Genomic DNA, 24,738 nt, shown 5'->3' with positions numbered 1-24,738 from the left:
ATTTGAGAACAAAATCCCATCATCCGGTACGCGGTGAGTTAAGTGATTTCTTCCTGGGCACGTCAGGCCGTACTTTTGTCGGCATGAGAATCGGCATCGTGGGCGCGACGGGGCAGGTGGGCGGCGTCATGCGTCGCATTCTGGCCGAGCGCCAGTTCCCCGTTGAGCAGCTCCGCCTTTTCGCGTCCTCCCGCAGCGCCGGTCGCGCGCTGCCGTGGGGTGACGGCGAGGTCACCGTGGAGGACGCGGCCACCGCGGACTACCGCGGGCTGGACATCGTGATCTTCTCGGCCGGCAAGGGCAGCTCGAAGGAGCTGGCGCCGCGCGTCGCCGCGGCCGGTGCCGTGGTCATCGACAACTCGTCGGCCTGGCGGATGGACCCGGAGGTCCCGCTGGTGGTCAGCGAGGTGAACCCGGACGCCGCCCGCAACCGGCCGAAGGGCATCATCGCCAACCCGAACTGCACCACCATGGCCGCGATGCCGGTGCTGCGTCCGCTGCACGACGAGGCCGGTCTCGTCGCGCTGGTCGCCACCACGTACCAGGCCGTCTCCGGCGCCGGGCTGGCCGGCGTGAGCGAGCTCGACGAGCAGGTGAAAAAGGTGGTCGACCGGGCCACCGAGCTGACCCACGACGGCTCCGCCGTGGAGTTCCCGGCGCCCCGCTCGTTCGCCAAGAACATCGCCTTCAACGTGCTGCCGCTGGCCGGCTCGATCGTCGACGACGGCCGCGACGAGACCGACGAGGAGCAGAAACTGCGCAACGAGAGTCGCAAGATTCTCGGCCTCCCGTCGCTGCTGGTCTCCGGCACCTGCGTCCGTGTCCCGGTCTTCACCGGCCACTCGCTGCAGATCAACGCGCGCTTTGCCCGGCCCCTGTCGCCGGCCCGGGCCCGCGAGCTGCTCGCGGTGGCTCCCGGGGTGGAGCTCTCCGACGTGCCGACCCCGCTCGAGGCGGCCGGTCGCGACGCCTCCTACGTCGGCCGCATCCGGACCGACGAGACGGTGGAGAACGGGCTCGCGCTCTTCGTCTCCAACGACAACCTGCGCAAGGGTGCCGCGCTGAACGCGGTGCAGGTCGCCGAGTTGATCGCCGCCGAGCTGCGCTGACGCATTCCGGCAACAGACCGCCCCGGGCCGTAGGAGGCCCGGGGCGGTTTTTTTGTGGAGCCGGGATCATATCCAATGTGGAAATCTCGGACTTTTTACCCGAATCGGTGGCGGATGGCCGGTTTGAGGTGCACAGTGATGGCATGAACGACAGTGGGCTCGGCGGGGGTTACTTCTGGTGCCTCCGCGACAGCCGCGTCGAGACCGGCGACGACCTGTGTCCCGCCCAGTACCGGCTCGGCCCCTACGCCACGGCTGACGAAGCGACGCGGGCACTCGAGACGGTCGAGAAGCGCAATGCCGAGTGGGATGCCGAGGATGCTCGCTGGACTGGGGAGGAAAGCTAGCACCGGCGCCGACCCCCTGTGTCCAAGCCGGAATTCGCAGTCTCCAGGCGGAGACGAGCCCGCAGTCATTCGCAAGGAGGAACACCCAGATGGCCGCTGCCAAAGAGGCTCCGACCAGAGCAAAAACGGGCGCCGGGAAGACGAAGCCGGCGGTGAGTGAGGTGGCGGCCGCGGCCGCCGGGACGGCTACGGTCCGCACGACCACCACGACGCGGCCGGCGGTGCCCAAGCCGAGCACGCCGTCCCGGGGCGGTGCCGCGGCGGGGAAGCCGCCGGCCGCCGGGAAGTCCGCGGGCAAGAAGGTGACCGCCGCCAAGCGACGGGCCTCGGCCACGCCGGCTGCGACCCAAGTGACGGCCGAGAAAACGATAGGCGGGAAAGCGGCCAGGATTGCGACCAAGCCGGCCGCGAAGTCGGCGTCGGGCAACCGGCGGCCGGTCACCCCGCGGCGGACTGCGGCGGCGGTGAGCCCGTGGCCGGGCATCATGTCGGCGTCGATTCCGCCGGAGCCCACGCCGGCGGCGGACATGGACGAGTCGATGCCGACGTCGCCGGCGCCGGAGTCGGCGACGTCGACGTCGACGGACGAGCGGACCGAGACGGGTGTCCGGCCGGCGAACCTGCCGGTGCGGTACGGCCTGGCCCCGGACATGCCCTCGGTGCTCGGGTCGATCAGCGGGATGCCGGTGGTCACGCCCGATCCGGAGGTGAAGAAGCCGCCGGCGACGCCAACCCGGGCGGTGGCTACGCCGGCGCCACCGGCGGAGACCGCGGCGACCCGGCCGGCGGCCACGACGACTCGGCCGACCCCCTCGGCGGCGACGACGGCGATCACGACGACTCGGCCGACCCCCTCGGCGGCGACGACGGCGATCACGACGACCCGGCCGACCCCCTCGGCGGCGAAGAAGACGGCGGCGAAGAAGACGGCGGCCAAGACGACCCGGCCGACCACGTCGACGGCGAAGAAGACGGCGGCCAAGACGACCCGGCCGACCACGTCCACGGCGAAGAAGACGGCGGCGAAGGTGGGCACGGTGGCTAACAGGACGGCCGCGAAGGCGGGCACGGCGACGAAGAAGACCGCGGCGAAGGCCGCGGCGACCAGGACAACCGCGGTCAAGAAAGCGACCGCGGTCAAGAGCGCGACTGCGGTAAAGAAGGCGGCGGCTGTGATGGCAAAGACCGCGCCGGCCGGCAAGAGCACGGCCAAAAAGGCGCCGGCCACCAAGGTGGCTATGACGAAGGCGGCGGCGGCCAAGAAGGCGGCGGCCAAGAAGGCGGCGGCCAAGAAGACCGCGGCCAAGAAGACCGCGACCAAGGCGGCGACCGCCACCCGAGCCGCCACGGCGAGCACGGCTGCGGCGGCGCGGGCGGCGACGAAGACGGCAGCCGCCAAGAAGACGGCCGCCAAGAAGACCGCTGCCAAGAAGACGGCGACCCGGGCGACCGCGGCCAAGGCGACTGTTGCCAAGAAGACGGCAGCCAAGAAGACGGCTGCCAAGGCGACGGCTGCCAAGCGGACGGCGACGAAGGCGACCGCGGCCAAGGCGACTGCTGCCAAGAAGGTGGCTGCCAAGAAGACGGCGACGAAGGCGACCGCTGCCAAGAAGGTGGCTGCCAAGAAGACGGTCGCCAAGAAGACGGTTGCCAAGAAGACAGCGACGAGGGCGACCGCGGCCAAGGCGACTGCTGCCAAGAAGGTGGCTGCCAAGAAGACGGTTGCCAAGAAGACCGCTGCCAAGGCCACGGCGGCCAAGACGGCCATGGCGAGGAGGACGGCGACCGCGGCAAAGAGCGCGGCGGCCAAGGCGGTCAAGGCCTCGAAGACGGCCAAGAAGGCGGCCTCCAAGGCGCCGGCTCGCACGGCGGCCACCAAGGCGGCGGCTACCAAGGCAGCGGCCAAGAAGGTCGCGGCCAAGAAGGTCGCGAAGCGGGCTCCCGCCAAGAAGGCTCCGGCCAGGAAGACCGCGGCCAAGGCGCCGGCGACCAAGGCAACCCGGGCGAGGGCGACGACGACCCGGGCGACCGGGACCAAGGTGACCGCGACCCGGGCGACGGCGACCAGGACCGCCGCCAAGGCGACCAGGACCGGGTCGATGGCGGCCAAGGCGGCCAACACCCGGGCGCCGGCCAAGGCGGCCAAGCGGTCGGCGACGAACAGGTCGGCAACCGCGCGGGGCCGGGCCGCCAAGACCACGAATGTCGCCAAGGCGACCAACGTGGCGAAGGCGACGCCGACCGCGAAGACGTCGCGGACCAACGCGCCCAAGGTGGCCAAGGCGGCGACCGGCGCGGCGGTCCGGAAGGCCGCGGCCCGCAATGCGCCGCGGGCGACGTCCGGGCGTACGGCTGCTGGACGGAAGGTCGCCGCCAAGCGCGCGTGATCCGATGGTTTGTCCCGATGGCCACGCCATGTGCGTGGCCATCGGCGTCGGTGCTGGTAGTAATGAGCGGTGCCGATCAAGAGGGTGTGGGCGCCGCAGATCGACTTCTCGGTGCTGCGCAGGGAGTTGCGGCTGCCGGCTGAGTTTCCGCCGGCGGCGCTGGACGAGGCCGCCGAGTCCGCGGCGCGGCCCGCGCGGCCCGCGACCGACCTGACCGACGTGCCGTTCGTGACGATCGACCCGGCCGCGTCGCGCGACCTCGACCAGGCCATGCACCTGAGCCGGCGGGACGGCGGCGGCTACCGGGTGCGGTACGCGATCGCCGACGTCGCCTCGTTCGTCCGGCCGGGCGGCCCGCTGGAGGCGGAGACCTGGGTGCGCGGGCAGACCGTGTACCTGCCGGACGGGCGGATCCCGCTGCACCCCGAGGTGCTCGGGGAGGGCGCGGCCAGCCTGCTGCCGGACGGGGACCGGCCCGCGGTGGTGTGGACCATCGACCTCGACAGCTCGGGCGAGACGGCCGGCATCGGGCTCGAGCGGGCGCTGGTGCGCAGCCGGGCCAAGCTCGACTACGCGACCGTGCAGGGGCAGGTCGACGCGGGCACCGCGGCCGAACCCGTCGCGCTGCTGCCCGAACTGGGCCGGCTGCTCGCCGAGCGGGCCGCGGCCCGGGGCGCGGTCAACCTGCCGCTGCCCGAGCAGGAGGTGGAGCGGGACGGCGGCGGCTGGCGGCTGGTGCTGCGGGCGCCGCTCGCGGTCGAGGAGCACAACGCGCAGATCTCGCTGCTCACCGGCGTGGCCGCGGCGACCCTGATGCTGCGCGGCGGGGTCGGGCTGCTGCGGACCATGCCGGCGGCCCGGCCCGAGGCGGTGGCGAAGCTGCGGGCGGCGGCCGGGTCGCTGGGCGTCGACTGGCCGGACGGCGCCTCGGTCGGCGCGGTGGTGGCCGGGGTCGATCCGGGCACGCCGCGCGGGGCGGCCTTCCTCGACCAGGCGGCCGAGTTGCTGCGTGGGGCGGCGTACACGCCGTTCGACGGTACGCCGCCGGCCGACACCGGGCACGGTGGCGTGGGCGCGGCGTACGCGCACGTCACGGCCCCGCTGCGGCGGCTCGCCGACCGGTACGCGACCGAGGTGTGCCTGGCGCTCGTGGCCGGCGCCGAGGTGCCCGCGTGGGCGCGGGAGGCGCTGCCGAGGCTGCCCAAGGCAATGGGCGACAGCGACCGGCTGGCCGGCGCCGCGGGCCGGGGCGCGATCGACCTGGCCGAGGCGGTGCTGCTGACCGGGCGGGTGGGGGAGAGCTTCGACGTGGGCGTGGTCGACCGGGACGAGCCGCGCGGGAATCGTGCGCCGGGCGGGACGGTCGCGCTCGACGAGCCGGCGGTGCGGGCGCGCTGCCTCGGCGACCTGCCGCTGGGCGAGCGGATCAGGGCGCGGCTCACCGTCGCCGACCCGGCCGCGCGCCGCGTGGAGTTCGAACGCGTGCCGTGACGGCGCGGCCCGACCTCGTACGTCGGGAAGGTCTCAGGAAATGCAGGCGCAGATGATGAGCGCGGCGCCGAAGTGGGTCGCGGCCGAGACCAGCGCGCCGCCGTGGCGGTCGGGCGTGCAGATGACGTCGCCGAGCTTGCCGGGGGTCATCCAGTCGAGCACCAGGAACGCCAGGCCCATGATCCCGATGCCGACGAGGCCGAAGATGACCGTGGAGGCGAGGCCCTGGCCGAACGAGTCGTAGCTGGTGAAGATCGCGGTGAACACGATCAGGGCGATGCCCAGCTGGTTGGCCGCGAGCAGCAGCGACGCGTTGGGGTTGCGGTCGGTCCAGATCAGGTCGCGCAGCTTCCCGGGGGTGAGCCAGTCGATCAGGACGTATCCGAGGGCCATCAGGCCGATGCCGATGAGTCCGAACACGATGCTGCGGCCAGCACCCTCGAGCAGATCTTGCAGCACGGTCTCTCCTTCAGCGAAGTCAGACAGACCGTACAAGAACAGCTCTACAGTTCTACAGCGCTCCGAGATAACGTTCCCGCTCGTACGGGGTGACCTCGCGGCGGTACTGCTCCCACTCGGCGGTCTTGTTCCGCAGGAAGAAGTCGAAGACGTGCTCGCCGAGCACCTCGGCGACGAGCTCCGACTTGCCCATCACGTCGATCGCCTCGGACAGGTTTTCCGGCAGGGCGTCGTAGCCCATCGCCTTGCGCTCGGCGGGGGAGAGCGACCAGACGTCGTCCTCGGCGCCGGGCGGCAACTCGTACCCCTCCTCGATGCCCTTGAGGCCGGCGCCGAGCATGACCGCGAAGGCGAGGTAGGGGTTGGTCGCCGAGTCGATCGAGCGGACCTCGACGCGGGCCGAGTTGGGCTTGCCGAACGCGGGAACCCGGACCAGGGCGCTGCGGTTGAGGTGGCCCCAGCTGACGAACGCGGGGGACTCGGTGATCGCGTTGGGCAGCTGGAGCGGGAACAGCCGCTTGTACGAGTTGACCCACTGGTTGGTGACCGCGGTGTACTCCCGGGCGTGCACCAGCAGGCCGGCGATGAACGCGCGGGCCGTCTTGGACAGCTTCTGCGGGTCGTCGGCGTCGTAGAACGCGTTGCGCTCGCCCTCGAACAGCGACAGATGCGTGTGCATGCCGCTGCCGGGCTGGTCGGTGTACGGCTTCGGCATGAAGGTCGCGCGGACGCCCTGGGAGAGCGCCACCTCCTTGACCACGTGCCGGAAGGTCATGATGTTGTCGGCGGTGGTCAGCGCGTCGGCGTAGCGGAGGTCGATCTCCTGCTGGCCGGGGGCGACCTCGTGGTGGCTGAACTCGACCGAGATGCCGATCCGCTCGAGCGCGAGCACGGCCTGTCGGCGGAAGTCGCGGGCCACCGAGTGGGTGGTGTGGTCGAAGTAGCCGCCGGTGTCCACCGGGACCGGGACCGAGCCGTCCAGCGGGCCGTCCTGCACCAGGAAGAACTCGACCTCGGGGTGGGTGTAGAAGGTGAACCCCTTCTCCGCCGCCCGGGCCAGCGCGCGGCGCAGCACGTGGCGCGGGTCGGCCCAGGCCGCGCTGCCGTCGGGGAGCAGGATGTCGCAGAACATCCGGGCGCTCTCGCCGCTGGCCCCGCCCTCGAACGGGAAGACCTGGAACGTGGTGGGGTCGGGCATGGCGACCATGTCGGACTCGTACACCCGGGCGAAGCCCTCGATCGCCGAGCCGTCGATGCCGATGCCCTCCTCGAAGGCGGACTCGAGCTCGGCGGGCGCGACCGAGACGCTCTTCAGGGTGCCGAGGACGTCGGTGAACCAGAGCCGGACAAAACGGATGTCGCGCTCCTCCAGTGTGCGAAGCACGAACTCCTGCTGTCGGTCCACGGTCACTCCTGGTCGATCCGGCCCTGACGAGCCAGTGTCACCCGGCTCCGTTACACCGAGATTACGCGGGCCTGGTGCCGCCGCGGCGTCCCGGGTGCCGTCCGTGCGGAAGAATGAGCGGCATGCCCACGCTGCGGATTGCCCTGGCTCAGGTGAACTCGACGGTCGGTGAGATCGCCGGAAACGCGGCGGCGGTTCGCCGCTGGTCCCGGCTCGCCGCGGACGCCGGTGCCCAGGTCGTCGCCTTCCCGGAGATGATGCTGACCGGCTACCCGATCGAAGACCTGGTATTTCGGGACTCATTCGTCAATTCGTCGATATCTGCCACGTCCTCGCTGGCCGCCGATCTTGCGGCGGACGGGCTCGGCGATCTCGCGGTGGTCGTCGGATACGTGGACGCCGATGGGCCTGCGGCAACCAGTTCGGAGGCCACGCCGGGGCGGGGCCGCCGAGACGCTTCCGCCCTGCTGCATGGCGGACAAGTGCGGGCAAAATACTACAAACACCATTTACCTAACTACGGGGTCTTCGACGAGGACCGCTATTTCGAGCCGGGGCGGTCGCTGACCGTGGTGCGGTTCGGCGGCGTGGACATCGCGCTGACCGTGTGCGAGGACATCTGGCAGGCCGGCGGGCCGTTCACCGCGGCGCGGCGAGCTGGCGCCGGCCTGGTGCTCAACATCAACGCCTCGCCGTACGAGCTGAACAAGGACGACGTGCGGCTGCCGCTGGTGATGCGGCGGGCGGCGGAGGCCGGCGCGACGGTCGCCTACGTGAACGCCGTCGGCGCACAGGACGAGCTGGTCTTCGACGGCGACTCGATGATCGTGACGGCCGGTGGTGAGCTGCTGGCCCGGGCCGGGCAGTTCACCGAGGAGTTGCTGATCCACGACCTGCCGCTGCCGGCCGCGGACGCCACTCCGAACAAGGCGGAGAAGACCGACGCCGAGCCGTTGCCGATCGTCGAGCAGTGGATCGACGACGAGATGGAGATCGAGCGCGTCGTCCTGGACGCGTCGCCGCGACCCGCGCATCGGGACAAGAAGGATGGCGGGATCGCGGAGCGGATCGTCGACGAGGCCGAGGTGTGGTCCGCGCTGGTCCTGGGGCTTCGAGACTATGTCAACAAAAATGGCTTTAGATCGGTTATTTTCGGGCTTTCTGGTGGAATTGACTCGGCGGTCGTCGCCGCGATCGCCGTCGACGCGCTGGGTCCCGATCGGGTCTTCGCGGTCTCGATGCCGAGCAGCCACTCCTCCGCGGGGTCCCGGGACGACGCCGCCGACCTGGCCAAGCGCACCGGCATCGACTACCGGGCCGAGGCGATCCAGCCGATGGTCGACGCGTTCCTGGCGAACATGGCGCTCGCCGGCCTGGCCGTGGAGAACCTGCAGGCCCGGGTCCGGGGCGTGATCCTGATGGCGCTGTCGAACCAGGAGGGCCACCTCGTCCTCACCACCGGCAACAAGAGTGAGCTCGCGGTCGGCTACTCCACGCTCTACGGCGACTCGGTCGGCGGCTTCAACCCGCTCAAGGACGTGCCGAAGACCATGGTCTACCGGCTGGCCCGCTGGCGGAACACGCAGGGCGAGCCGCCCATCCCGGAAAACTCGATCACCAAGCCGCCGAGCGCCGAGCTGCGTCCCGACCAGAAGGACTCCGACTCGCTGCCCGAGTACGACCTGCTCGACCCGATCATCAAGGGCTATGTGGATCATGACCTCGGACGGGCTCAGCTGATCGCGGCGGGGAACGATCCGGCCCTGGTCGACCGGGTGCTGCGCATGGTCGACCTGGCCGAGTACAAACGCCGGCAGTCGGCGCCCGGACCCAAGATCTCCGGCAAGGCGTTCGGCCGCGACCGGCGCCTTCCTATTACCAACAGGTTTCGAGAAGGTTTGTGAGAACGTCCACTGACCCCTGACCGAGCGGCCATCCCGGGTGCGACGATTGCCGGACCCGGGGACCGCACTTCGCGGCCTCGAGGGAAGGAGAGATCATGTCGGACATTCCCACCCTGTACGGCGGCCCGCCGACCCGACGGGTACGCACCCGCGACCTGATCGCCGCCAAGTCCCGCGGCGACCGCTGGCCGATGCTGACCTCCTACGACCAGTACACCGCGTCGATCTTCGACCAGAACGGCGTACCGGTCTTGCTGGTGGGCGACTCGGCGGCCAACAACGTGTTCGGCTACGAGACCACCCTGCCGGTCACCGTCGACGAGCTGCTGCCGCTGGTCCGCGCGGTCGTGCGGGCCACCAGGACCGCGCTGATCGTCGCCGACCTGCCGTTCGGCAGCTACGAGGAGGGCCCGACCCAGGCCCTGCGCACCGCCGTCCGGTTCATGAAGGAGGGCGGCGCGCACGCGGTCAAGCTCGAGGGCGGCCGCCGCGTCGCCGCCCAGATCGAGGCGCTGACCGGGGCCGGCATCCCGGTGATGGGCCACGTCGGCTTCACGCCGCAGAGCGAGCACACCATCGGCGGCTACCGCGTCCAGGGCCGCGAGAACGAGGGCGCCCAGGTGCTGGCCGACGCCCGCGCGGTCGCCGACGCGGGCGCGTTCGCGGTGGTCCTCGAGATGGTCCCCGGCGAGGTGGCGAAGACGGTCACCAAGGAGCTGTCGATCCCGACCGTGGGCATCGGCGCCGGCCCGGACACCGACGCGCAGGTGCTGGTCTGGCAGGACATGGCCGGCCTGCGCACCGGCCACATGCCGCGCTTCGTGAAGCAGTACGCCGACCTGGCAGGTGCCCTCGCGCACGCGACCCAGCAGTTCGCGGCCGAGGTGCGCGGCGGCGAGTTCCCGGCCGCGGAGCACACCTTCTGAAAGATCCTTGTTGCCGTACGAGTGGCGCCCGGTCCCGCGGTCCGCGAGGCCGGGCGCTGCCGTCCCGTCTGCCGTCCTCGAACGAGGGGTTTTGCCGTTCGGCCGGTACCGGGACCCCGGCCGCGCCATAGTATTCGCGGAGCCGCAACCGGCCTCGAACTGGACCGCGCATGATAAGTGGGGAGTGACTATCGTGCAGGCCGTCCGCGCCGTTTCCGACCTGATCGTGCACGACCACCTGTGCTTCGTGTACGACCGGGACGCCGAGGCTCGTCAGGGTCTGCTCGACTTCGCGGTGGCCGGGCTCGCCCGCCAGGAGCGGGTCCACGTCTACATCGAACCCGGAGCGCCGGGCGCCGCGATCGAGGACGACCTGCGCGCCGTCGGCCTGCCGGTGGACGACCTGGTGGGTGCCGGGATGCTGGCGGTCGGCCCCGCCCGGGACACCCGCCCGGCCGACGCCGGCGGGTTGCTGGAGGCCTTCGCCGCCGACACCCGAACGGCCCTGAACGAAGGACTCGCCGGCCTTCGGGTGTACCTCGAGACCCGGTGCCTCCTCGACCAGCCCCGGGCCCGGACCGCGTGGCCCGAGTACGAGCTGCGCGCCGACCTGCTCGCCAAGCAACTCCCGATCACCGTGGTCTGCGCCTACGACGTCCGCGAGTGGACCCCCGGTGACCTGGCCCTGGCCGAGACGGTCCACACCCGAAGATCGCGCGACGCCGGCGCCTTCCGGATGCACGCCGGCCGGGACGGCACCCTCCGGCTGTCCGGCGAGATCGACCTGCTCACCGCCGAGCAGGTGTACCGGCTCCTGGTCGAGACCGCGCCGAGCCGGCCGACCGCGGTCCTCGACGTGAGCGGGGTGAGTTTCGTCGACGTCAGCGGCGCCCGCAGCATCGGCACCGCGTGCGAGGCCATCGCCGGCCGGCACGGGCCGACCCGCCTGCGGGCCGCGCCACCGCTGCTCCGCAAGATCTGGGAGTCGACCACCTGGTCGTCCTTCTTCCCGAGCGTGCGGCTCGAGGATTGACCATGACCGGTCCGACCCTGCGGCACGAGGCCCTCATCTACGACGACGACGAGAAGTTCGTCGCGGCGTTGACGCCGTTCCTCGCCGAGGGCCTGCGCCGGCGGGAGGCCGCCGTCGCGGTCGTTCCCGGCCACAACACCGACCTGCTGCGGCGGAGCCTCGGCGCGGCGGCGGAGCGGGTCACCTTCATCGACAGCGACGTCTGGTACCAGCGGCCGGCGTCGACGATCGCCGGGTGGAAAGACCTGGTGGGCGCCGCGATGGAGCGCGGCCACCCGTCGGTGCGCATCGTCGGCGAGGTCGCCTTCGGCCCGGGCGAGCGGCACGACAGCTGGACCAGGTACGAGTCGGCGATCAACGACGTGTTCGCCACCGTGCCCGCCTGGGTGATCTGCCCGTACGACGCCCGCCGGCTGCCGCACCGGGTGGTGCACGACGCCCTGCGGACCCATCCGGTCGTCGCGCCCGCCGGAGGCGACCACGGCGATCTCTACCAGGAGCCCGATCAGCTGCTACGGATCATGGAGGAGCCACCGCCGCCGGTCAGCGGGGCGCCGCTGGTGGTGATGAGCCTGACCGATCCGCCGTCGGTACGGCGGGCTCGCCGGGCGATCGAGGCGATCGCCCGCCACCTGGGCTGGCAGCACGCGGCCATCAGCGACCTGCTGCTGGTGGTGAGCGAGGTGGCGCTCAACAGCCTGGCGCACGGCGGCGGCGACCGGCGCATGCACGTCTGGGTCGAGCGGGCGGCGATCACCTGCGAGGTGACGGACGACGGGGACGGGCCGGCCGACCCGCTCGTCGGGTACCGCCCGCCGGAGAACCCGTGCCGCGCGGGTGCCGGGCTGTGGATCGCCAATCAGCTCAGCGACTGGCTCGCCATCGAGCACCGCGATGGCGTCACCCGGGTGCGGTTCCGGTGTGGCCGGTGAGGCCGCCGCACCGGCGACCCACTCCCCGGCGGTCGGCCACCTAAGGCCGGTCGGCGGGTCGGTGGCCTCCGGCGGGGCCGGTCGGTGCCCGCCGACGCGGCTGTCAGTGGCCGCCGGCGCGGCTGTCAGTGGCCGCCGGTCCGGCTGTCAGTGGCCGTCGGTCCGGCTGTCAGTGGCCGTCGGTCCGGCTGTCAGTGGCCGCCGGCGCGGCTGTCGGTGGCCGCTGGTGCGGCTGTCAGTGGCCGCCGGTGCGGCCGAAGTCGCCGATGGCGGTGGAGCCGCTGCGGCGCACCTCGGGGAGGTCCTCGATGATCGCGGCGCTCACCAGCACGACCACGACCGCGGCCAGCTGGAAGACGGCACGCACCTGGCCGAGCGGGATCGTGGCCAGGACGACCGCGGCGCAGGCCAGGCGGTGGTAGACGCCGCGCAGGCGCAGCTGGGCCAGGAACGCGGCGTGCCCGAGCAGGTAGATGGCGACGCCGCCGGCCAGCGCCACGGCCTCGGACCAGTGCAGTGGTTCCCAGGCGTGCAGGGCCGTCTTCTTGATGCCGACCGCGGCGATCACGATGCCCAGCAGAATCGGGTAGTGGGCGTAGCCCCAGGCCTGCAAGGCGAGGCGGCCGCGGCGGTGCGGATCGTCGGTGCTTGCCAGCACGTGCTCGGCGCGGGCGTCGTCGCCGGCGAAGTAGAACCACCACAGGTAGTAGGCGACGCAGAGGCCCAGCAGCGCCACCAGGATCTCGACGAACCCGAGGTGGAGGCCGGTGAACCCGGCACCGATCGCGATGATCGACTCGCCGATCGCGATGATGACCACCAGGCCGTGCCGCTCGGCGAAGTGGCCCGCCGAGATCGTGTGCATCTCGATCTTGTGTACGTAGCTGCTGGTGATCTGCACGGCCGGGGCGGCCAGCCAGAGCAGATGCCGCCACGGCTCGGGCACCAGGCCGCCGGCCAGCACCAGCAGCGCGGCCAGGATGTTGAGCGGGCCGAGCACCCGCAGCGCCTGCCGGGCGTCCGGGCCGGCGGTGCGGAACAGCAGCGTGTGCACCACGTTGACGACCAGGTAGCTGACGCCGAACAGCCAGCCGTATTCGCCGAACGCCCCGGGGATCGCCAGCGCCATCACCAGGAAACCGGCCATCCCGGTCAGCAGCAGCGTGCGCCGGGTGGTCGAGTTCGGCGCGACCGCGTTGGTGAGCCACGCGTAGCCGGAGTACATCCACCAGACCACGGCCAGGATCAGTAGGACGTCGCCGAGCGTGCGCCAGCTCAGGTCCGCGGCGAGCGTCGCGGCGAGCTGGGTGATCGTGAAGACGAAGACGAGGTCGAAGAACAGTTCCAGCGTCGACACCCGGACAGCGGGCGAGGGCTCGGCCATTGCCGCAGCCTAGGTGGTCCGCCGAATTCTGTCGTACCCCTTCCGTAGCGTGTGCGACGTGAATCGCACCGACCGCTTGTACGCCCTCGTCGAGGAGCTCCGCGCCGTCGCGCCGCGACCGCGCAGTGCCCGCTGGCTCGCCGACCGGTTCGAGGTCAGCGTGCGCACGGTGGAGCGTGACATCTCCGCCCTCCAGCAGTCCGGCACCCCGGTGTATGCGGAGACCGGCCGCACCGGCGGGTATTGCCTGGACCGCGCGCACACCCTGCCGCCGGTCAATTTCACCGCGGCCGAGGCGGTCGCGATGGCCCTCGCGCTGCACCGGCTCGACGGCACACCGTTCCACGGCCCGGCCTCGACGGCGCTGCGCAAGCTGGTCGTCGCCATGCCGCCGGCCGACGCGGCCGCGGCCCGCGAGCTGGCCGGCCGGGTCCACCTGGTCGGCGGCGGCCCGGCCGCCACGGTGCCGCGGGTCATCGCCGACGCGCTACAGCTGCGGCGGGTGCTGCGCATCCGCTACGAGGACCGCGGCGGCAGCGACAGCGTGCGCGAGATCGAGCCGCTGGCCTTCATCGGCACGCCCACCCATTGGTATCTGGCGGCCTACTGCCGGCTGCGCGAGTCGATGCGCGCCTTCCGCACCGACCGGATCGCCTCGGTCACGGTGACGGCCGAGGTGCCACCGGTGCGGCTGGTCGAGCCGGAGGCCTTCGACATCCCCAACAACGCCGTCCACAGCCTCACGCTCGGCTGAGCCACCGACGGCCCGCGCCGCGGCCGACCAGCGGGCCGTGCGGCTCACGTCAGCCCGTGCGACCGGTCGGTGGGTCGCGCGGCCGATCGGTGGGTCGCGCGGCCGATCGGTGGGTCGCGCGGCCGATTTGCGGGGTCGCGCGGCCGATCGGCCGGGCGCGGCTCACGGCAGCCGGTGCGGCCGATCGGTGGGTCGCGCGGCCGATTTGTGGGGTGGCGCGGCCGATCAGCCGGGCATGCGGCTCACGGCAGCCCGTGCGGCCGATCGGTGGGTCGCGCGGCCGATTTGTGGGGTCGCGTGGCCGGTCAGCCGGGCGCGTGGCCGATCAGCCGGGCGCGCGGCTCGCGGCGGGCCGGGTTGGCTCGCCGCGGTCGCGCCGCTCGCAGGGCTGGGCTGGCGTTGGTGCGCGGGCTGCAGCCCGGGTGGGCCGTGTAGCTCACCGCGGGCCGTGCCACTCGGGGGCTGGGGTGGCCTTGGTGCGCGGACCGCAGCCCGGCGTTGTCACTCGCCGCGGGTCGGCGGGGTGAAGACGGCGAACTGGTTGCCCGACGGGTCGAGCAGTTGGGCGAAGGCCAGGCCGTCCGGGGTCGTCTGGGGCGCGACCAGCACCTTGCCGCCGGCCGCCTCGGCCGCCTTGCAGGTTGCGTCCAGGTCGGCGACCAGGATGTAGAAGACGGCGTAGTTGGGGACCTTGCCGCCGGTCGGGAAGAGGCCGCCGGAGGGGCGCTCGTCGCCGGGCGTGGTGATCATGCGGTAGGTCGAGCCGTCGGCGCCGGTCGCGCCGCCCTCGTCGTCGCCGAAGCGCCAGCCGAAGACGGTGCCGTAGAAGCGCTCGGCCGCCGCCGGCTGGTCGGTGGCGATCTCGAACCAGCCGATTCCGTTGATCCCGGGCATGTCGTGCTCCTTCACTCGTTTTCTCGGTCGGTGTCCACCCTCGTGGAGCGCGGCGACAGCCTCCTGTCGGTGTTTCCGGATCGGGTTCGGACTAGTTTCGGAGCGTGGGAACCGCACTTGTCATCGAGAACGACCCGACCGACGATCTGCGCCGGCTGGGGGACTGGCTGACCGAGGCCGGTCTGGAGCTGACCGTTCTCCGGCCGTACGCCGGGGACGCGTTGCCCGAGACGCTCGACGACCACCTCGCGCTGGTCGTGCTGGGCGGCGACCAGAACGCGTACTCCGCCGCCGACGGCACCCCCGGCGCGCCCTGGTTCCCTGCCCTCGAAGGGCTGCTGCGCAAGGCGGTGCGTCACCGGGTGCCCACCCTCGCGGTCTGCCTCGGCGGGCAGCTGCTGGCCCAGGCGCACGGCGGGCTGGTCGAGCGCAGCACCTCCGGCCCCGAGATCGGGCCGGGGCTGGTCGGCAAGCGCGACGCGGCCGACACCGACCCGCTGTTCAAGTGGGTGCCGCTGCTGCCCGACGTGATCCAGTGGCACCGCGACGAGATCACCGAGTTGCCGCTGACGGCGGTGCTGCTGGCCGCGTCGAGCCACTACCCGCATCAGGCGTTCCGGCTCGGCGACCGGGCCTGGGGCGTGCAGTTCCACATCGAGTGCGACGTCGAGATGATCGAGCGGTGGGCGGCCGACGACGCGGCCACCCTCGACGAGCTCGGGTACGACGCCGAGGCCGTGGTCTACGCGGTCGCCGAGGTGCTGCCCGACGTCGAGGAGGTGTGGCAGCCGTTTGCGGCCCGGTTCGCCTCGCTCGCCCTCGGCACGCTGCCGGACGCCGACATACCCAACCCCGGAACGGGCCGTACGCTGCCGCTGCTGGGGCAGTGACGTGACCCGGCCCAGCCGTCTCGCCCGGTACGGCTTCGCCGATGCGGGCGCGTCCGCGGCCGGCCTGCTGGGCCCGACCGGGCTGCGGCTGTGGGACCCCGAGTCGCAGGGCCCGGCCGGCACCGACGCCGCCGAGCTGATCCACTCGCTGTCCAGAGCGGCCGACCCGACCCTCGCGCTGCGTCAGCTGCACCGGCTGGTCGAGGCGGTCGGCCGGGCCGCCGACCGCGGCAACGGCCGCCGGGTGGCCGGCCCGAGCGGCGAGATCACCCCGAACGACGCGACCGACGCGCTGTTCGAGGCCATGTTCCGCGACCACGGGCTGCGCCGGCGACTGGTCGCGGTGCTGGGCGCCTCCTCGGCGCTCGGCGATCACCTGGTGGCGAACCCGGACGAGTGGCAGACGCTGGCCACCGGCCCGAGCGGGCTGCCGCCCAGCGCCGAGGGCCACCTGGAGGTCGAGGGCGACCTCACCGTGCCGGGGCTGCGCCGGGCGTACCGGATATCGCTGCTGCGCATCGCGGCGGCCGATCTCACCGGCGGCCGCGGCCTCGAGCCGACCATGGCGGCGCTGTCCCGGCTCGCCGACGAGACGCTCGGCGCGGCGTACGAGATCGCCGTGGCCGGCCTCCCGGAAAGCGTGACCGAACCGCGCCTGGCCGTGGTGGCGATGGGCAAGTGCGGCGGGAACGAGCTCAACTACGTGTCCGACGTGGACGTGATCTTCGTGGCCGCCGGGGACGAGGACCTGAGCGCGGCGACCACGGTCGCGGCCCGGCTGATCGAGATCTGCGGGCAGGTCGCCTGGCAGGTCGACGCGGCGCTGCGGCCGGAGGGCAGTCGCGGGCCGCTGGTCCGCACGCTCGCCAGCCACCAGGCCTACTACCGCCGCTGGGCGCGCACGTGGGAGTTCCAGGCGCTGCTCAAGGCGCGCCCGGCGGCCGGCGACCTCGCGCTGGCCCGGGAGTGGATCGACGACCTGGCGCCGCTGGTCTGGCACGCGGCCGAGCGGCCCGAGGCGGTCGCCGACGTCCGCGACATGCGCCGCCGGATCATCGAGAACGTGCCGGCCAACGAGCTGGCCCGGGAGATCAAGCGAGGGCCGGGCGGCCTGCGGGACATCGAGTTCGCCGTACAGCTGCTGCAGTTGGTGCACGGCCGGGTGGACGAGACGTTGCGCTCGGGCGGCACGCTCCCGGCGCTGCGTGCGCTCGTGGCCGGCGGCTACGTGGGCCGGGAGGACGGCGAGGCGCTGCTGCGGGGCTACCGCTTCCTGCGCGGGGTGGAACACCGGCTGCAACTGCAAAACCTTCGGCGTACGCATACCGTGCCGGACGATCCGCACGCTCTGAAGTGGCTCGCGGCGTCGCTGGGGTACACGGCGATGCCCGGGCGGGACGCGGTCGGGGCGTTCCGCTCCGACTGGGTGGGCCACGCCGCACAGGTCCGCCGCCTGCACGTCAAGCTCCTCTACCGGCCGCTGCTGGAGTCGGTGGCCCGGGTGCCGGCCGAGGAGCTGCGGATGACACCGGAGTCGGCCCGCAAGCGACTGGAGATCCTCGGTTTCGCCGACCCGGCCGCCGCGCTGCGTCACCTCACCGCGCTGACCGGCGGTGTCACCCGGACCGCCGCGATCCAGCGGACGCTGCTGCCGATGCTGCTGCAGGAGTTCGCCGACGCGGCCGAGCCGGACCGCGGCCTGCTCAACTACCGCGACGTCTCCGACAAGCTGGGCAGCACGCCCTGGTACCTGCGGCTGCTGCGGGACGGCGGCCCGGTCGCCCGCCGGCTGGCCCGGGTGCTCAGCCTTTCCCGGTACGCGACCGACCTGCTCACCCGGGACCCGGAGGCCCTGCGCCTGCTCGCCGACGACGCCGAGCTGCTGCCCCGCGACCGTATGGCGCTGGTCGAGGGTTTCGCGGCCGCGGCCGAGCGGCACGCCGGCGACGCCGAGAAGGCCACCGCCGCGGTGCGCGCGCTGCGCCGGCGGGAGTTGTTCCGGCTGGCCTGCGCCGACATCCTGAGCCAGGCGGGTGACCTGGCGCCGGCGCAGCCGATCGACGTGAAGACGCTCGGCATGGCTCTGTCCGATGTCACCGACGCGACCCTCAACGCGGTGCTCCGGGCGGCCCGGAACGCGAAGCCCGGCCCGCCCGGCCTGCGCTTCGCGATCATCGGGATGGGCCGGCTCGGCGGGTACGAGATGAGCTACCCCTCCGACGCCGACGTGCTTTTCGCGTACGATCCGCCGGCCGGCACGCCGGAGAGCGAGGCCAGCGCGGCCGCCCATGCGATCGCCGAGGAGCTGCGCCGGTTGCTCACCGCGCCCGCCCCCGACCCGCCGCTCGGCATCGACGCCGACCTGCGACCGGAGGGTCGGCAGGGCCCGCTGGTCCGCAGCCTCGGTGCCTACCAGCAGTACTACGCCCGCTGGTCGAAGGTGTGGGAGGCGCAGGCGCTGCTGCGGGCCCGGTTCGTGTGCGGGGACGAGTCGCTCGGCCGGGAGTTCGAGCGGCTCGCGGACACGATGCGGTACCCGTCCGGCGGGCTCACCCGCGAGCAGGTCATCGAGATCCGCCGGATCAAGGCCCGGGTGGAGACCGAGCGGCTGCCCCGCGGCGCCGACCCGAACACGCACACCAAGCTGGGGCGGGGCGGGCTCGCCGATGTCGAGTGGGCGGTGCAGCTGCTGCAACTGCGGCATGCGTACGCGCTGCCGGACCTGCGCAAGACGCAGACCCTGGAGGCGCTGACCGCCGCGGTCGCGGCCGGCCTGGTCGGCAAGGTGGACGCGGCCGCGATGGAGGCCGGCTGGACCCTCGCGGCCCGGGTCCGTAACGCGCTGACCCTGGTCCGCGGCCGCCCGACCGACCAGCTGCCCCGGCACGGCGTCGAGCTGGCCGGCACGGTCCAGCTGCTCGGCGGCGGCGACCCGGGCGAGTTCGTCGACCGCTATCTACGGCTGACCCGGCGCTCCCGGGCCGCCATGGAACGCGTCCTGGACTCCTAGCGCCGCCCGCAGGCCGCCAGGAGGCCGGCGAACGCGGGAGCGCAGCCTAAGCTGCGGTCGCGGCCATCCGGCGGGCGACCTCGGCCGGCGGAAGGCCCTGCGCGGCGGCGGCGCGCAGGAGCCGGCCGAGGGTGTCGCCGATCGCCTCCACGTCGGCCCTCGCCTCGGCCGGGGTGCGGCCGCGCAGCTCGATGCCGGTGGCGTAGATGATGCCGCCGGCGCTGACCACCGCGTCGGGCGCGAAGACGATGCCGCGGTCGTACAGCAGGGCGGCGGTGTCGTCGCGGTCGAGCTGGTTGTTGGCCGGGCCGGCGATGGCCGCGCAGCGCAGGGTGGGTACCGTCGCCGCGGTGAGCACGCCGCCGAGCGCGGCCGGCACGAGCACGTCCACGTCGGCTCGCAGGCATTCTTCGGGACTCGTCCAGGCCGCGCCGGGCACCCGGCGGGACTCGTCGAGATCGCTGACGACCAGGCGGGAATCGCGAAGCAGGCCCGCGATCGCGCCGCCCACGCGACCGAGGCCCAGGATGGCGAAGGATCGGCGGGACAGGTCGGGCGAGCCGAAGCGGTGCTCGCAGAGGGCTCGCAGCGCGGCCACCGTGCCGGCCGCGGTCGCGGGGGAGGAGTCGCCGCTGCGGTCGGGGCGGCAGAAGACGTGTTCGGTCCGCTCACCGATGACCGCCATGTCGTCGGGGCCGGTGCCGACGTCGGGCCCGGTGGCATAGGCGCCGGCCAGCTCGGCGATGGTCGTGCCCACGTCGTGCAGCGCGGCCGCCCGGGACGCGTCGCCATCAGGAGGCTGCGCGGCCGCCCGGGACGCGTCGCCGTGCAGGGGCTGCGCGGCCGGTCGCGACCAGGCGCCGTCCGGGGGCAGCACGACGACCGTCTTGCCGCCGCCGTGCGGCAGGCCGGCCAGCGCGCACTTGTCGGTCATCGCCGCCGACAGGCGCAGGGCGTCGGACAGGCCGGCACGCCAGTCCGGGTACGACTTCAGGCGACAGCCGCCGATGGCCGGGCCGCGGCTTGTCGAGTGGACGGCGACGATGATCGGGAGACCGGATTCGGGGCCGCGGCGAACCACCACGCGTTCATGCGGGAACATGACTGCAAGGTAGGCGCCGGACGTGCCGATCGGCGGTTTCGCCGAACGAAGTTCGGTGCGGAGTGGAGAAGAGCGGTCGTGGACGACATTGATTCGGCGATCGTGCGGGAACTGCAGCGCGACGCCCGGCAGACCAACCGGGACCTGGCTCGCGCGGTCGGGATCGCGCCGTCGACCTGCCTCGAGCGGGTGCGGCTGCTGCGCGAGCGCGGCGTGCTCACCGGCTACCACGCCGAGATCGACCTCGCCGCGCTCAACCGGAACGTGCAGGCCTTCCTCCACGTCCAGGTCCGGCCGATGAGCCGGGACGTGATCGAGGGCTTCAAGACGTACGTGACCGGGCTGCCCGAGGTGCTCGCCGTCTTCGTGGTGGCCGGCGGCGACGACTTCCTGGTGCAGGTGGCGGTGCCGAGCGTGGACGCGCTGCACTCGTTTCTGATGGACCGCTTCAGCGCGCGGCGGGAGATCGTGGGCTTCCGCAGCTCGGTGATCTACCAGCACGTCCGGAAGCCGGTGATCGAACCGCTCAGCTCGTGAGCGTGTAGCGGCCCGCCTCGGGGACCCGGACCAGCGTCCACGGGCCGCTGCCGGCGACGACGGCGCCGCCGGAGGCCTTCAGCCAGCGGTAGTAACGGACCCGGACGACGATGCCCCCGGGCGCGTCGGCGATGAAGGTCACCGAGGTGGCGTCCTGGGACACCAGGTTCGCGACGATCGGCTCGGCGTCGGCGACACGGTAGAGGGTCCAATGGTCGCCACGCCATATCTCCGACAGATACGGAAGGCCGGCGTTGACCAGGTCGGCCTCGGGGCGGCCGGACCAGGTGAGCTCGGCGTCCGGGACGGCGACGAACTGGACCGCGAGGGTGGCGAGCCAGGTGCGGTAACTCTCGGCGGTGAGCGCGACCCCCGTGCCCGACGTACCGGGAATGTCGGTGAAAAATAGCGGATTACGGTCGATATCGGCTTGGCGCAGCCAGCCCCGCGCCAGCGGCACGTCCGCCATGTGCGCCGACTCCCAGTAGTCCCGGGTCGGCGGAATCTCCACCCGGCCGGTCAGCGTCTCCTGGGCCAGCCGATCGAGCAGGGGCCGGAAATACGACCGGGACGCGGTCGGGTTGCCGATGTCCCGCAGATCCCCGACGACCACCGGCGGCTGCCACCAGCAGGCCGCGACCAGCAGGATCGGCACCGCCCAGAGCGGCAGCTCGAGCGGACCACCCTGCTCGTGCACGCCGAGCGGCGTCGCCTGCCGCCGCGGCACCGCGGCGTAGGCGGCCAGCAGCGGCAGCGTGAACATCACCGACAGCCGCGTCGCGTTCAACCCGACCGGCGTGTGCACCAGCGCCGCCCCGAGCACCCCGAGCGCGGAGAGCAGGGCCCCGATCCGCACCGCCCGATGCGGCACCAGCACGGCCACCAGCAGGCTCGCCAGCACCGCCTTCAGCGTGTCGGTGTGGCTGATGTTCATCCAGCCGCCGTCGCCGAACAGCAGCGCGGTCAGCGCCAGCGGCACCGCGGCCGGCACCGCCACCAGCAGGCCGTCGACCGTCCGGCCGCCGAGCAGCAGCGCCGCGCCGGCCAGCCCGAGGAACAGGCCGGCGACCGGGCTGGTGGCGCCCGCGGCCAGGGCCGGCACGATCGCGAGCCAGCGCCACCGCGGCGAGGTCAGCAGGGCCAGGGCGGCCAGACCGAAGGCGACACCCAGGCCGTACGTGACCCGCCCGCTCACCAGATTTCCCGCCACACAGGCCACCCCGGCCACCGCGCCGAGCCACGGGTGCGGCGCTGAGGTGCGCCGGAACAGCACGGCGAGCAGGGTGGTGGCGACCACCAGAGCAACCACCCCGGTGACGCGTACGCCGAGCAGCGCCATCACCGGCTGGGACAGCAGGCTGTAGCCGAACTGGTCGACGCCCCCGTACCACCGCAGGTCGATCGGTGTATAGCCGTGGTGGGCGAAGAACTCGGCCCGGGCCACCTGGGCGGACAGGTCCGATCCCATCGCGGGCAGCAGCAGGTACACGGCGCCGAGTACGGCCGCCGTGAGGGCCGTGCCCCACTCGAGCCGGTACCGCGCCAACACGCGCCCGACCCTACCGGGCGGACCGGCGGTCGCAGCCTGTCACGGTAGGGTGCTCGCCATGTCCCGCCCCGCCCTGGTCCGATACGCGGGCCTGGCAGGCAGTCTGCTCCTCGCGGTCGCCGCCTGGCTCGGCGGCGCGAGCCGCCCGTGGCAACCGACGATCACCCCGCTCACCGTCTTCCGCGGCGAGAACGGGGTGGTGCTGCCGCTGGCCTGGCTGTTCGGGACGGCGCTGCTGATCGGCGCGTGGTGGGCCGGGCGCAAGTACGTGCCCTCGACGCGGTGGGCCTATGTGACGGCCGGGCTGTGGGTGGCGCCGCTGCTGCCGTTTCTCCCGCTGGCGAGCTACGACATGTACTCGTACGCGTGCCAGGGCTGGCAGCAGGCGGCCGGGCTCGACCCGTACGCGGGCGGGGTGAATGTTCTGGGGTGTCCCTGGGCCGACGCCGTCGCACCCACCTGGCGCACCGCCCCGGCGCCCTACGGCCCGGTGTTTCTGCTGCTGGCGGCCCTGGCGGCGAAGCTGGGCCACTCGCTGGGCGGCACCATCGCGGTGCTGCGGGTGATCGCGCTGCTCGGGGTGGGCCTGATCGCGGTCTGCCTGCCGGGTTTGGCCCGGCGCGCGGGCGTGCCGGCGGAGCGGGCGGTGTGGCTGGTGCTGGCCTGCCCGCTCGTGCCGATCCATCTGGTGTCGGGAGCGCACAACGACGCGGTGATGGTGGGCCTGCTGATGGCGGGGCTCGCGCTGGCGGTCACCCGGCGCTCCCTGCCGATGGTGACGGCGGCGGGTGCGCTGCTCGGGCTGGCGGTGGGGGTGAAGGCGACGGCCGTGGTGGTCGTGCCCTTCGTCGTGCTGATCGTCGCCGTGTCCCCGCGTCGGCGTGCCAACGTTCTCGCGCTGCTCGGCGGGTTGGTCGGCGCCCTGCTGGCGGTGTCCCTGGCCGCCGGCCGGGGACTGGGGTGGATCACCGGGCTGTCCGGCAGCGGCGTCTCGGTGCAATGGACCTCGCCGTCGACCGCGGTCGGGATGGTGCTCGGGTTCTTCGGCGTGAACGCCGTGCCGGTGACCCGGGTGATCGGTATGGTGCTGCTGGCCGGAGTGCTGATCTGGCTCTGGTGGCGGGCCCGCTTCGCCGACCCGCTGCGGTACGCGGCTCTCGGGCTCGCCGCGACGGTGGTGCTCGCGCCGGTGTTCCACCCTTGGTACGCGGTCTGGGCCCTGGCGCCGCTGGCCGTGACCGTGCGGCGGGAAACGCGCTGGCTCGTCCTGCCGTGCGCCGTGGCGGCGGCGCTGTGCATGCCCGACGGATACAACCTGGCGTTGGCCACGAAGGTGCCCGGCGCCATCGCCATGACCGCCCTACTCGTCTATTTCGGTGTCAAAGCCCGGAAAGCACTACATGAAGCGAAAAGTGTTCATCCTGTCGCTGCTGGCGAGTCTCGCGCTGGCGATCGACTACTTCGCCGAGACCCGTAACGGGTACTTCGACTCGAAGGTCTACTACGGCGCCATCCAGTACTGGTTCCACGGCGACGGCGGGATGGTCTACGACTGGCTGCGGCCGGGCACCCCCTACGGCTTCACCTATCCGCCCTTCGCCGGCCTGGTCATGGCGCCGATGGCGGTGCTGCCGTTCGGTGCCGTCGTGGTGATCGCGGTGATCGCCACGCTGCTGACCACCGCGCTGCTGACCTGGTGGTTCGCCGGGCCGCTGATCAAGCGGATGGGGTGGCCGGTCTGGTACGCGTTCGGCATCGCCTGCTGCCTCGCGGTCATCTTCGAGCCGGTCCGCGAGACGATCACCTTCGGCCAGGTGAACACGCTGCTGCTCACCCTGGTCGCCGGGGACATGCTGCTCGGCGTGGCGCGCGGGCGGCGCTGGGCCGGCGTCGGGATCGGCCTGGCCACCGCGGTCAAGCTCACCCCCGGTGTCTTCATCCTCTATCTACTGGTCACCAAGCGGTGGCGGGCGTCCGCCGTCGCGACGGGCACGGCGGCCGCGGCGACGCTGGTCGGCGGCGCGGTCTTCCCGGACGAGTCCCGGGAGTTCTGGACGTCGGCGCTGTGGGACACCAACCGCGTCGGGGTGCTCTCGTTCCTGTCGAACCAGTCCGAGCGCGGCTTCCTCGCCCGGCTCCCGATCGACCGGGTGGAATCCAAGGTCTGGCTCGCCTGCGTGCTGGTCACCCTGGCGTTCTGGGTCTATCGCGTACGCAAGGAGCCCGCCGACGTGCTGGGCGGGCTCGCGCTGACCGGGGTGGTCGGGTGCCTGGTCAGTCCGGTCACCTGGATCCACCACTGCGTCTGGCTGATCCCGGCGCTGGTCCGCTGCGTGGACGCCGGACTCTCCGGGCGGGACCGCCGGCCGCTGTATCTGGCCGGCGCGGCCTTCGTGCTGATGACCTCCCACCTGGCCTGGCTGTGGGAGAAGGCACCGCGTCCGCCGCTGTATGTGCTCGGCGGGAACCTTTACGTCTACTTCAGCCTCGCCCTGCTGGCCTGGACGCCGATGGGCGCCCCGCGCCCGCTGACGCGGCCTGATACGGACACCGGTGGCGATGTCAGCGGCCTGTCAGCGGCACCGGGGAGGGTGAGTTCCGTCAACGAACCATGACGGGAGTTGC

20 protein-coding genes are annotated in these 24,738 nt (G+C 72.6%); 14 read left to right on the top strand and 6 right to left on the bottom strand.

Annotation, left to right across the window (positions count from 1 at the left end; translation table 11 throughout):
* Positions 1 to 83 precede the first annotated feature (83 nt).
* The 4 genes from ODJ79_RS18795 to ODJ79_RS18780 all read left to right on the top strand — a co-directional run bounded on the left by ODJ79_RS18795 (position 84) and on the right by ODJ79_RS18780 (position 5,334).
* Positions 84 to 1,109: an aspartate-semialdehyde dehydrogenase gene (locus ODJ79_RS18795; protein WP_263024782.1), complete on the top strand. Its 1,026-nt coding sequence runs from the start codon at positions 84 to 86 to the stop codon at positions 1,107 to 1,109.
* Positions 1,110 to 1,186: 77 nt separating this feature from the next.
* A complete protein-coding gene (locus tag ODJ79_RS18790) occupies positions 1,187 to 1,456 on the top strand; it encodes a hypothetical protein (protein ID WP_263024781.1) in 270 nt (89 codons plus the stop codon).
* A gap of 152 nt (positions 1,457 to 1,608) precedes the next feature.
* Positions 1,609 to 3,843, top strand: a complete 2,235-nt coding sequence (locus tag ODJ79_RS18785) for a histone H1-like repetitive region-containing protein (protein ID WP_263024780.1) — start codon at positions 1,609 to 1,611, stop codon at positions 3,841 to 3,843.
* A gap of 69 nt (positions 3,844 to 3,912) precedes the next feature.
* On the top strand, positions 3,913 to 5,334 hold the full coding sequence (locus tag ODJ79_RS18780; RefSeq protein ID WP_263024779.1) for an RNB domain-containing ribonuclease: 1,422 nt from the start codon (positions 3,913 to 3,915) through the stop codon (positions 5,332 to 5,334).
* A 33-nt stretch (positions 5,335 to 5,367) separates the two neighbouring features.
* On the opposite strand, the gene ODJ79_RS18775 is transcribed toward ODJ79_RS18780, so the two are convergent.
* Entirely contained in the window at positions 5,368 to 5,793 is a 426-nt protein-coding gene (locus tag ODJ79_RS18775; RefSeq protein WP_263024778.1) for a DUF350 domain-containing protein, read from the bottom strand.
* A 52-nt stretch (positions 5,794 to 5,845) separates the two neighbouring features.
* Positions 5,846 to 7,198, bottom strand: coding sequence for a glutamine synthetase family protein (locus tag ODJ79_RS18770; protein WP_263024777.1), 1,353 nt, complete (start codon positions 7,196 to 7,198; stop codon positions 5,846 to 5,848).
* Between the two features lie 122 nt (positions 7,199 to 7,320).
* On the opposite strand from ODJ79_RS18770, the gene ODJ79_RS18765 reads away from it, so the two are divergent.
* The 4 genes from ODJ79_RS18765 (at position 7,321) to ODJ79_RS18750 (ending at position 11,993) form a co-directional block, all read left to right on the top strand.
* Positions 7,321 to 9,102: an NAD+ synthase gene (locus ODJ79_RS18765; protein ID WP_263024776.1), complete on the top strand. Its 1,782-nt coding sequence runs from the start codon at positions 7,321 to 7,323 to the stop codon at positions 9,100 to 9,102.
* Between the two features lie 95 nt (positions 9,103 to 9,197).
* Positions 9,198 to 10,028 (top strand): 3-methyl-2-oxobutanoate hydroxymethyltransferase, encoded by an 831-nt coding sequence (gene panB, locus ODJ79_RS18760; protein WP_263024775.1) that lies wholly within the window; start codon positions 9,198 to 9,200, stop codon positions 10,026 to 10,028.
* 184 nt (positions 10,029 to 10,212) lie between these two features.
* On the top strand, positions 10,213 to 11,061 hold the full coding sequence (locus ODJ79_RS18755) for an MEDS domain-containing protein (RefSeq protein ID WP_263024774.1): 849 nt from the start codon (positions 10,213 to 10,215) through the stop codon (positions 11,059 to 11,061).
* Positions 11,062 to 11,063: 2 nt separating this feature from the next.
* On the top strand, positions 11,064 to 11,993 hold the full coding sequence (locus ODJ79_RS18750; RefSeq protein ID WP_263024773.1) for a sensor histidine kinase: 930 nt from the start codon (positions 11,064 to 11,066) through the stop codon (positions 11,991 to 11,993).
* Between the two features lie 235 nt (positions 11,994 to 12,228).
* On the opposite strand, the gene ODJ79_RS18745 is transcribed toward ODJ79_RS18750, so the two are convergent.
* Positions 12,229 to 13,377, bottom strand: coding sequence for a low temperature requirement protein A (locus tag ODJ79_RS18745; RefSeq protein WP_263024772.1), 1,149 nt, complete (start codon positions 13,375 to 13,377; stop codon positions 12,229 to 12,231).
* A gap of 58 nt (positions 13,378 to 13,435) precedes the next feature.
* On the opposite strand from ODJ79_RS18745, the gene ODJ79_RS18740 reads away from it, so the two are divergent.
* Positions 13,436 to 14,131, top strand: coding sequence for a helix-turn-helix transcriptional regulator (locus tag ODJ79_RS18740; RefSeq protein WP_263024771.1), 696 nt, complete (start codon positions 13,436 to 13,438; stop codon positions 14,129 to 14,131).
* Positions 14,132 to 14,632: 501 nt separating this feature from the next.
* Here ODJ79_RS18740 and ODJ79_RS18735 read toward each other — a convergent pair.
* Positions 14,633 to 15,025, bottom strand: a complete 393-nt coding sequence (locus tag ODJ79_RS18735) for a VOC family protein (RefSeq protein WP_263024770.1) — start codon at positions 15,023 to 15,025, stop codon at positions 14,633 to 14,635.
* Positions 15,026 to 15,129: 104 nt separating this feature from the next.
* Here ODJ79_RS18735 and ODJ79_RS18730 point away from each other — a divergent pair, with 104 nt between their 5' ends.
* Both ODJ79_RS18730 and ODJ79_RS18725 read left to right on the top strand, forming a co-directional pair.
* The gene (locus ODJ79_RS18730) at positions 15,130 to 15,915 is read left to right on the top strand and encodes a type 1 glutamine amidotransferase (RefSeq protein ID WP_263024769.1); all 786 of its coding nucleotides are present in this window, start codon (positions 15,130 to 15,132) and stop codon (positions 15,913 to 15,915) included.
* A gap of 1 nt (position 15,916) precedes the next feature.
* A complete protein-coding gene (locus ODJ79_RS18725; protein ID WP_263024768.1) occupies positions 15,917 to 18,925 on the top strand; it encodes a bifunctional [glutamine synthetase] adenylyltransferase/[glutamine synthetase]-adenylyl-L-tyrosine phosphorylase in 3,009 nt (1,002 codons plus the stop codon).
* Positions 18,926 to 18,971: 46 nt separating this feature from the next.
* Here the strand turns inward: ODJ79_RS18725 and ODJ79_RS18720 are convergent, their stop codons facing one another.
* Entirely contained in the window at positions 18,972 to 20,027 is a 1,056-nt protein-coding gene (locus ODJ79_RS18720) for a Glu/Leu/Phe/Val dehydrogenase dimerization domain-containing protein (protein WP_263024767.1), read from the bottom strand.
* A 78-nt stretch (positions 20,028 to 20,105) separates the two neighbouring features.
* Between ODJ79_RS18720 and ODJ79_RS18715 the strand changes: the two genes are divergently transcribed.
* Positions 20,106 to 20,564 (top strand): Lrp/AsnC family transcriptional regulator, encoded by a 459-nt coding sequence (locus ODJ79_RS18715; protein WP_263024766.1) that lies wholly within the window; start codon positions 20,106 to 20,108, stop codon positions 20,562 to 20,564.
* Here the strand turns inward: ODJ79_RS18715 and ODJ79_RS18710 are convergent.
* Positions 20,554 to 22,032 carry a hypothetical protein gene (locus tag ODJ79_RS18710; RefSeq protein ID WP_263024824.1) on the bottom strand — a complete coding sequence of 493 codons (1,479 nt, stop codon included), beginning with the start codon at positions 22,030 to 22,032 and terminating at the stop codon, positions 20,554 to 20,556. The genes ODJ79_RS18715 and ODJ79_RS18710 overlap by 11 nt on opposite strands.
* A gap of 139 nt (positions 22,033 to 22,171) precedes the next feature.
* Here ODJ79_RS18710 and mptB point away from each other — a divergent pair, with 139 nt between their 5' ends.
* Both mptB and ODJ79_RS18700 read left to right on the top strand, forming a co-directional pair.
* Positions 22,172 to 23,590 carry a polyprenol phosphomannose-dependent alpha 1,6 mannosyltransferase MptB gene (gene mptB, locus ODJ79_RS18705; RefSeq protein ID WP_263024765.1) on the top strand — a complete coding sequence of 473 codons (1,419 nt, stop codon included), beginning with the start codon at positions 22,172 to 22,174 and terminating at the stop codon, positions 23,588 to 23,590.
* The gene (locus ODJ79_RS18700) at positions 23,514 to 24,728 is read left to right on the top strand and encodes a glycosyltransferase 87 family protein (RefSeq protein WP_411267344.1); all 1,215 of its coding nucleotides are present in this window, start codon (positions 23,514 to 23,516) and stop codon (positions 24,726 to 24,728) included. Before mptB ends, ODJ79_RS18700 begins: the two co-directional genes overlap by 77 nt.
* Positions 24,729 to 24,738: the final 10 nt, after the last annotated feature.

This window comes from Actinoplanes sp. KI2, from assembly GCF_025630775.1.
In the GTDB taxonomy this organism is placed as follows: Bacteria; Actinomycetota; Actinomycetes; order Mycobacteriales; family Micromonosporaceae; genus Actinoplanes.
Note: the sequence above shows the minus strand (reverse complement) of the source record. Positions and strands in the feature narration are given on the sequence as shown.

What these genes read in the sequence shown, in the direction of transcription:
- mptB (WP_263024765.1), top strand. Translation starts at nt 22,172, where the DNA reads ATGTCCCGCCCCGCCCTGGTCCGATACGCGGGCCTGGCAGGCAGTCTG.
- ODJ79_RS18720 (WP_263024767.1), bottom strand. Translation starts at nt 20,027, where the DNA reads ATGTTCCCGCATGAACGCGTGGTGGTTCGCCGCGGCCCCGAATCCGGT.
- ODJ79_RS18750 (WP_263024773.1), top strand. Translation starts at nt 11,064, where the DNA reads ATGACCGGTCCGACCCTGCGGCACGAGGCCCTCATCTACGACGACGAC.
- ODJ79_RS18795 (WP_263024782.1), top strand. Translation starts at nt 84, where the DNA reads ATGAGAATCGGCATCGTGGGCGCGACGGGGCAGGTGGGCGGCGTCATG.
- panB (WP_263024775.1), top strand. Translation starts at nt 9,198, where the DNA reads ATGTCGGACATTCCCACCCTGTACGGCGGCCCGCCGACCCGACGGGTA.
- ODJ79_RS18745 (WP_263024772.1), bottom strand. Translation starts at nt 13,377, where the DNA reads ATGGCCGAGCCCTCGCCCGCTGTCCGGGTGTCGACGCTGGAACTGTTC.
- ODJ79_RS18765 (WP_263024776.1), top strand. Translation starts at nt 7,321, where the DNA reads ATGCCCACGCTGCGGATTGCCCTGGCTCAGGTGAACTCGACGGTCGGT.
- ODJ79_RS18700 (WP_411267344.1), top strand. Translation starts at nt 23,514, where the DNA reads ATGAAGCGAAAAGTGTTCATCCTGTCGCTGCTGGCGAGTCTCGCGCTG.
- ODJ79_RS18710 (WP_263024824.1), bottom strand. Translation starts at nt 22,032, where the DNA reads ATGGGATCGGACCTGTCCGCCCAGGTGGCCCGGGCCGAGTTCTTCGCC.
- ODJ79_RS18735 (WP_263024770.1), bottom strand. Translation starts at nt 15,025, where the DNA reads ATGCCCGGGATCAACGGAATCGGCTGGTTCGAGATCGCCACCGACCAG.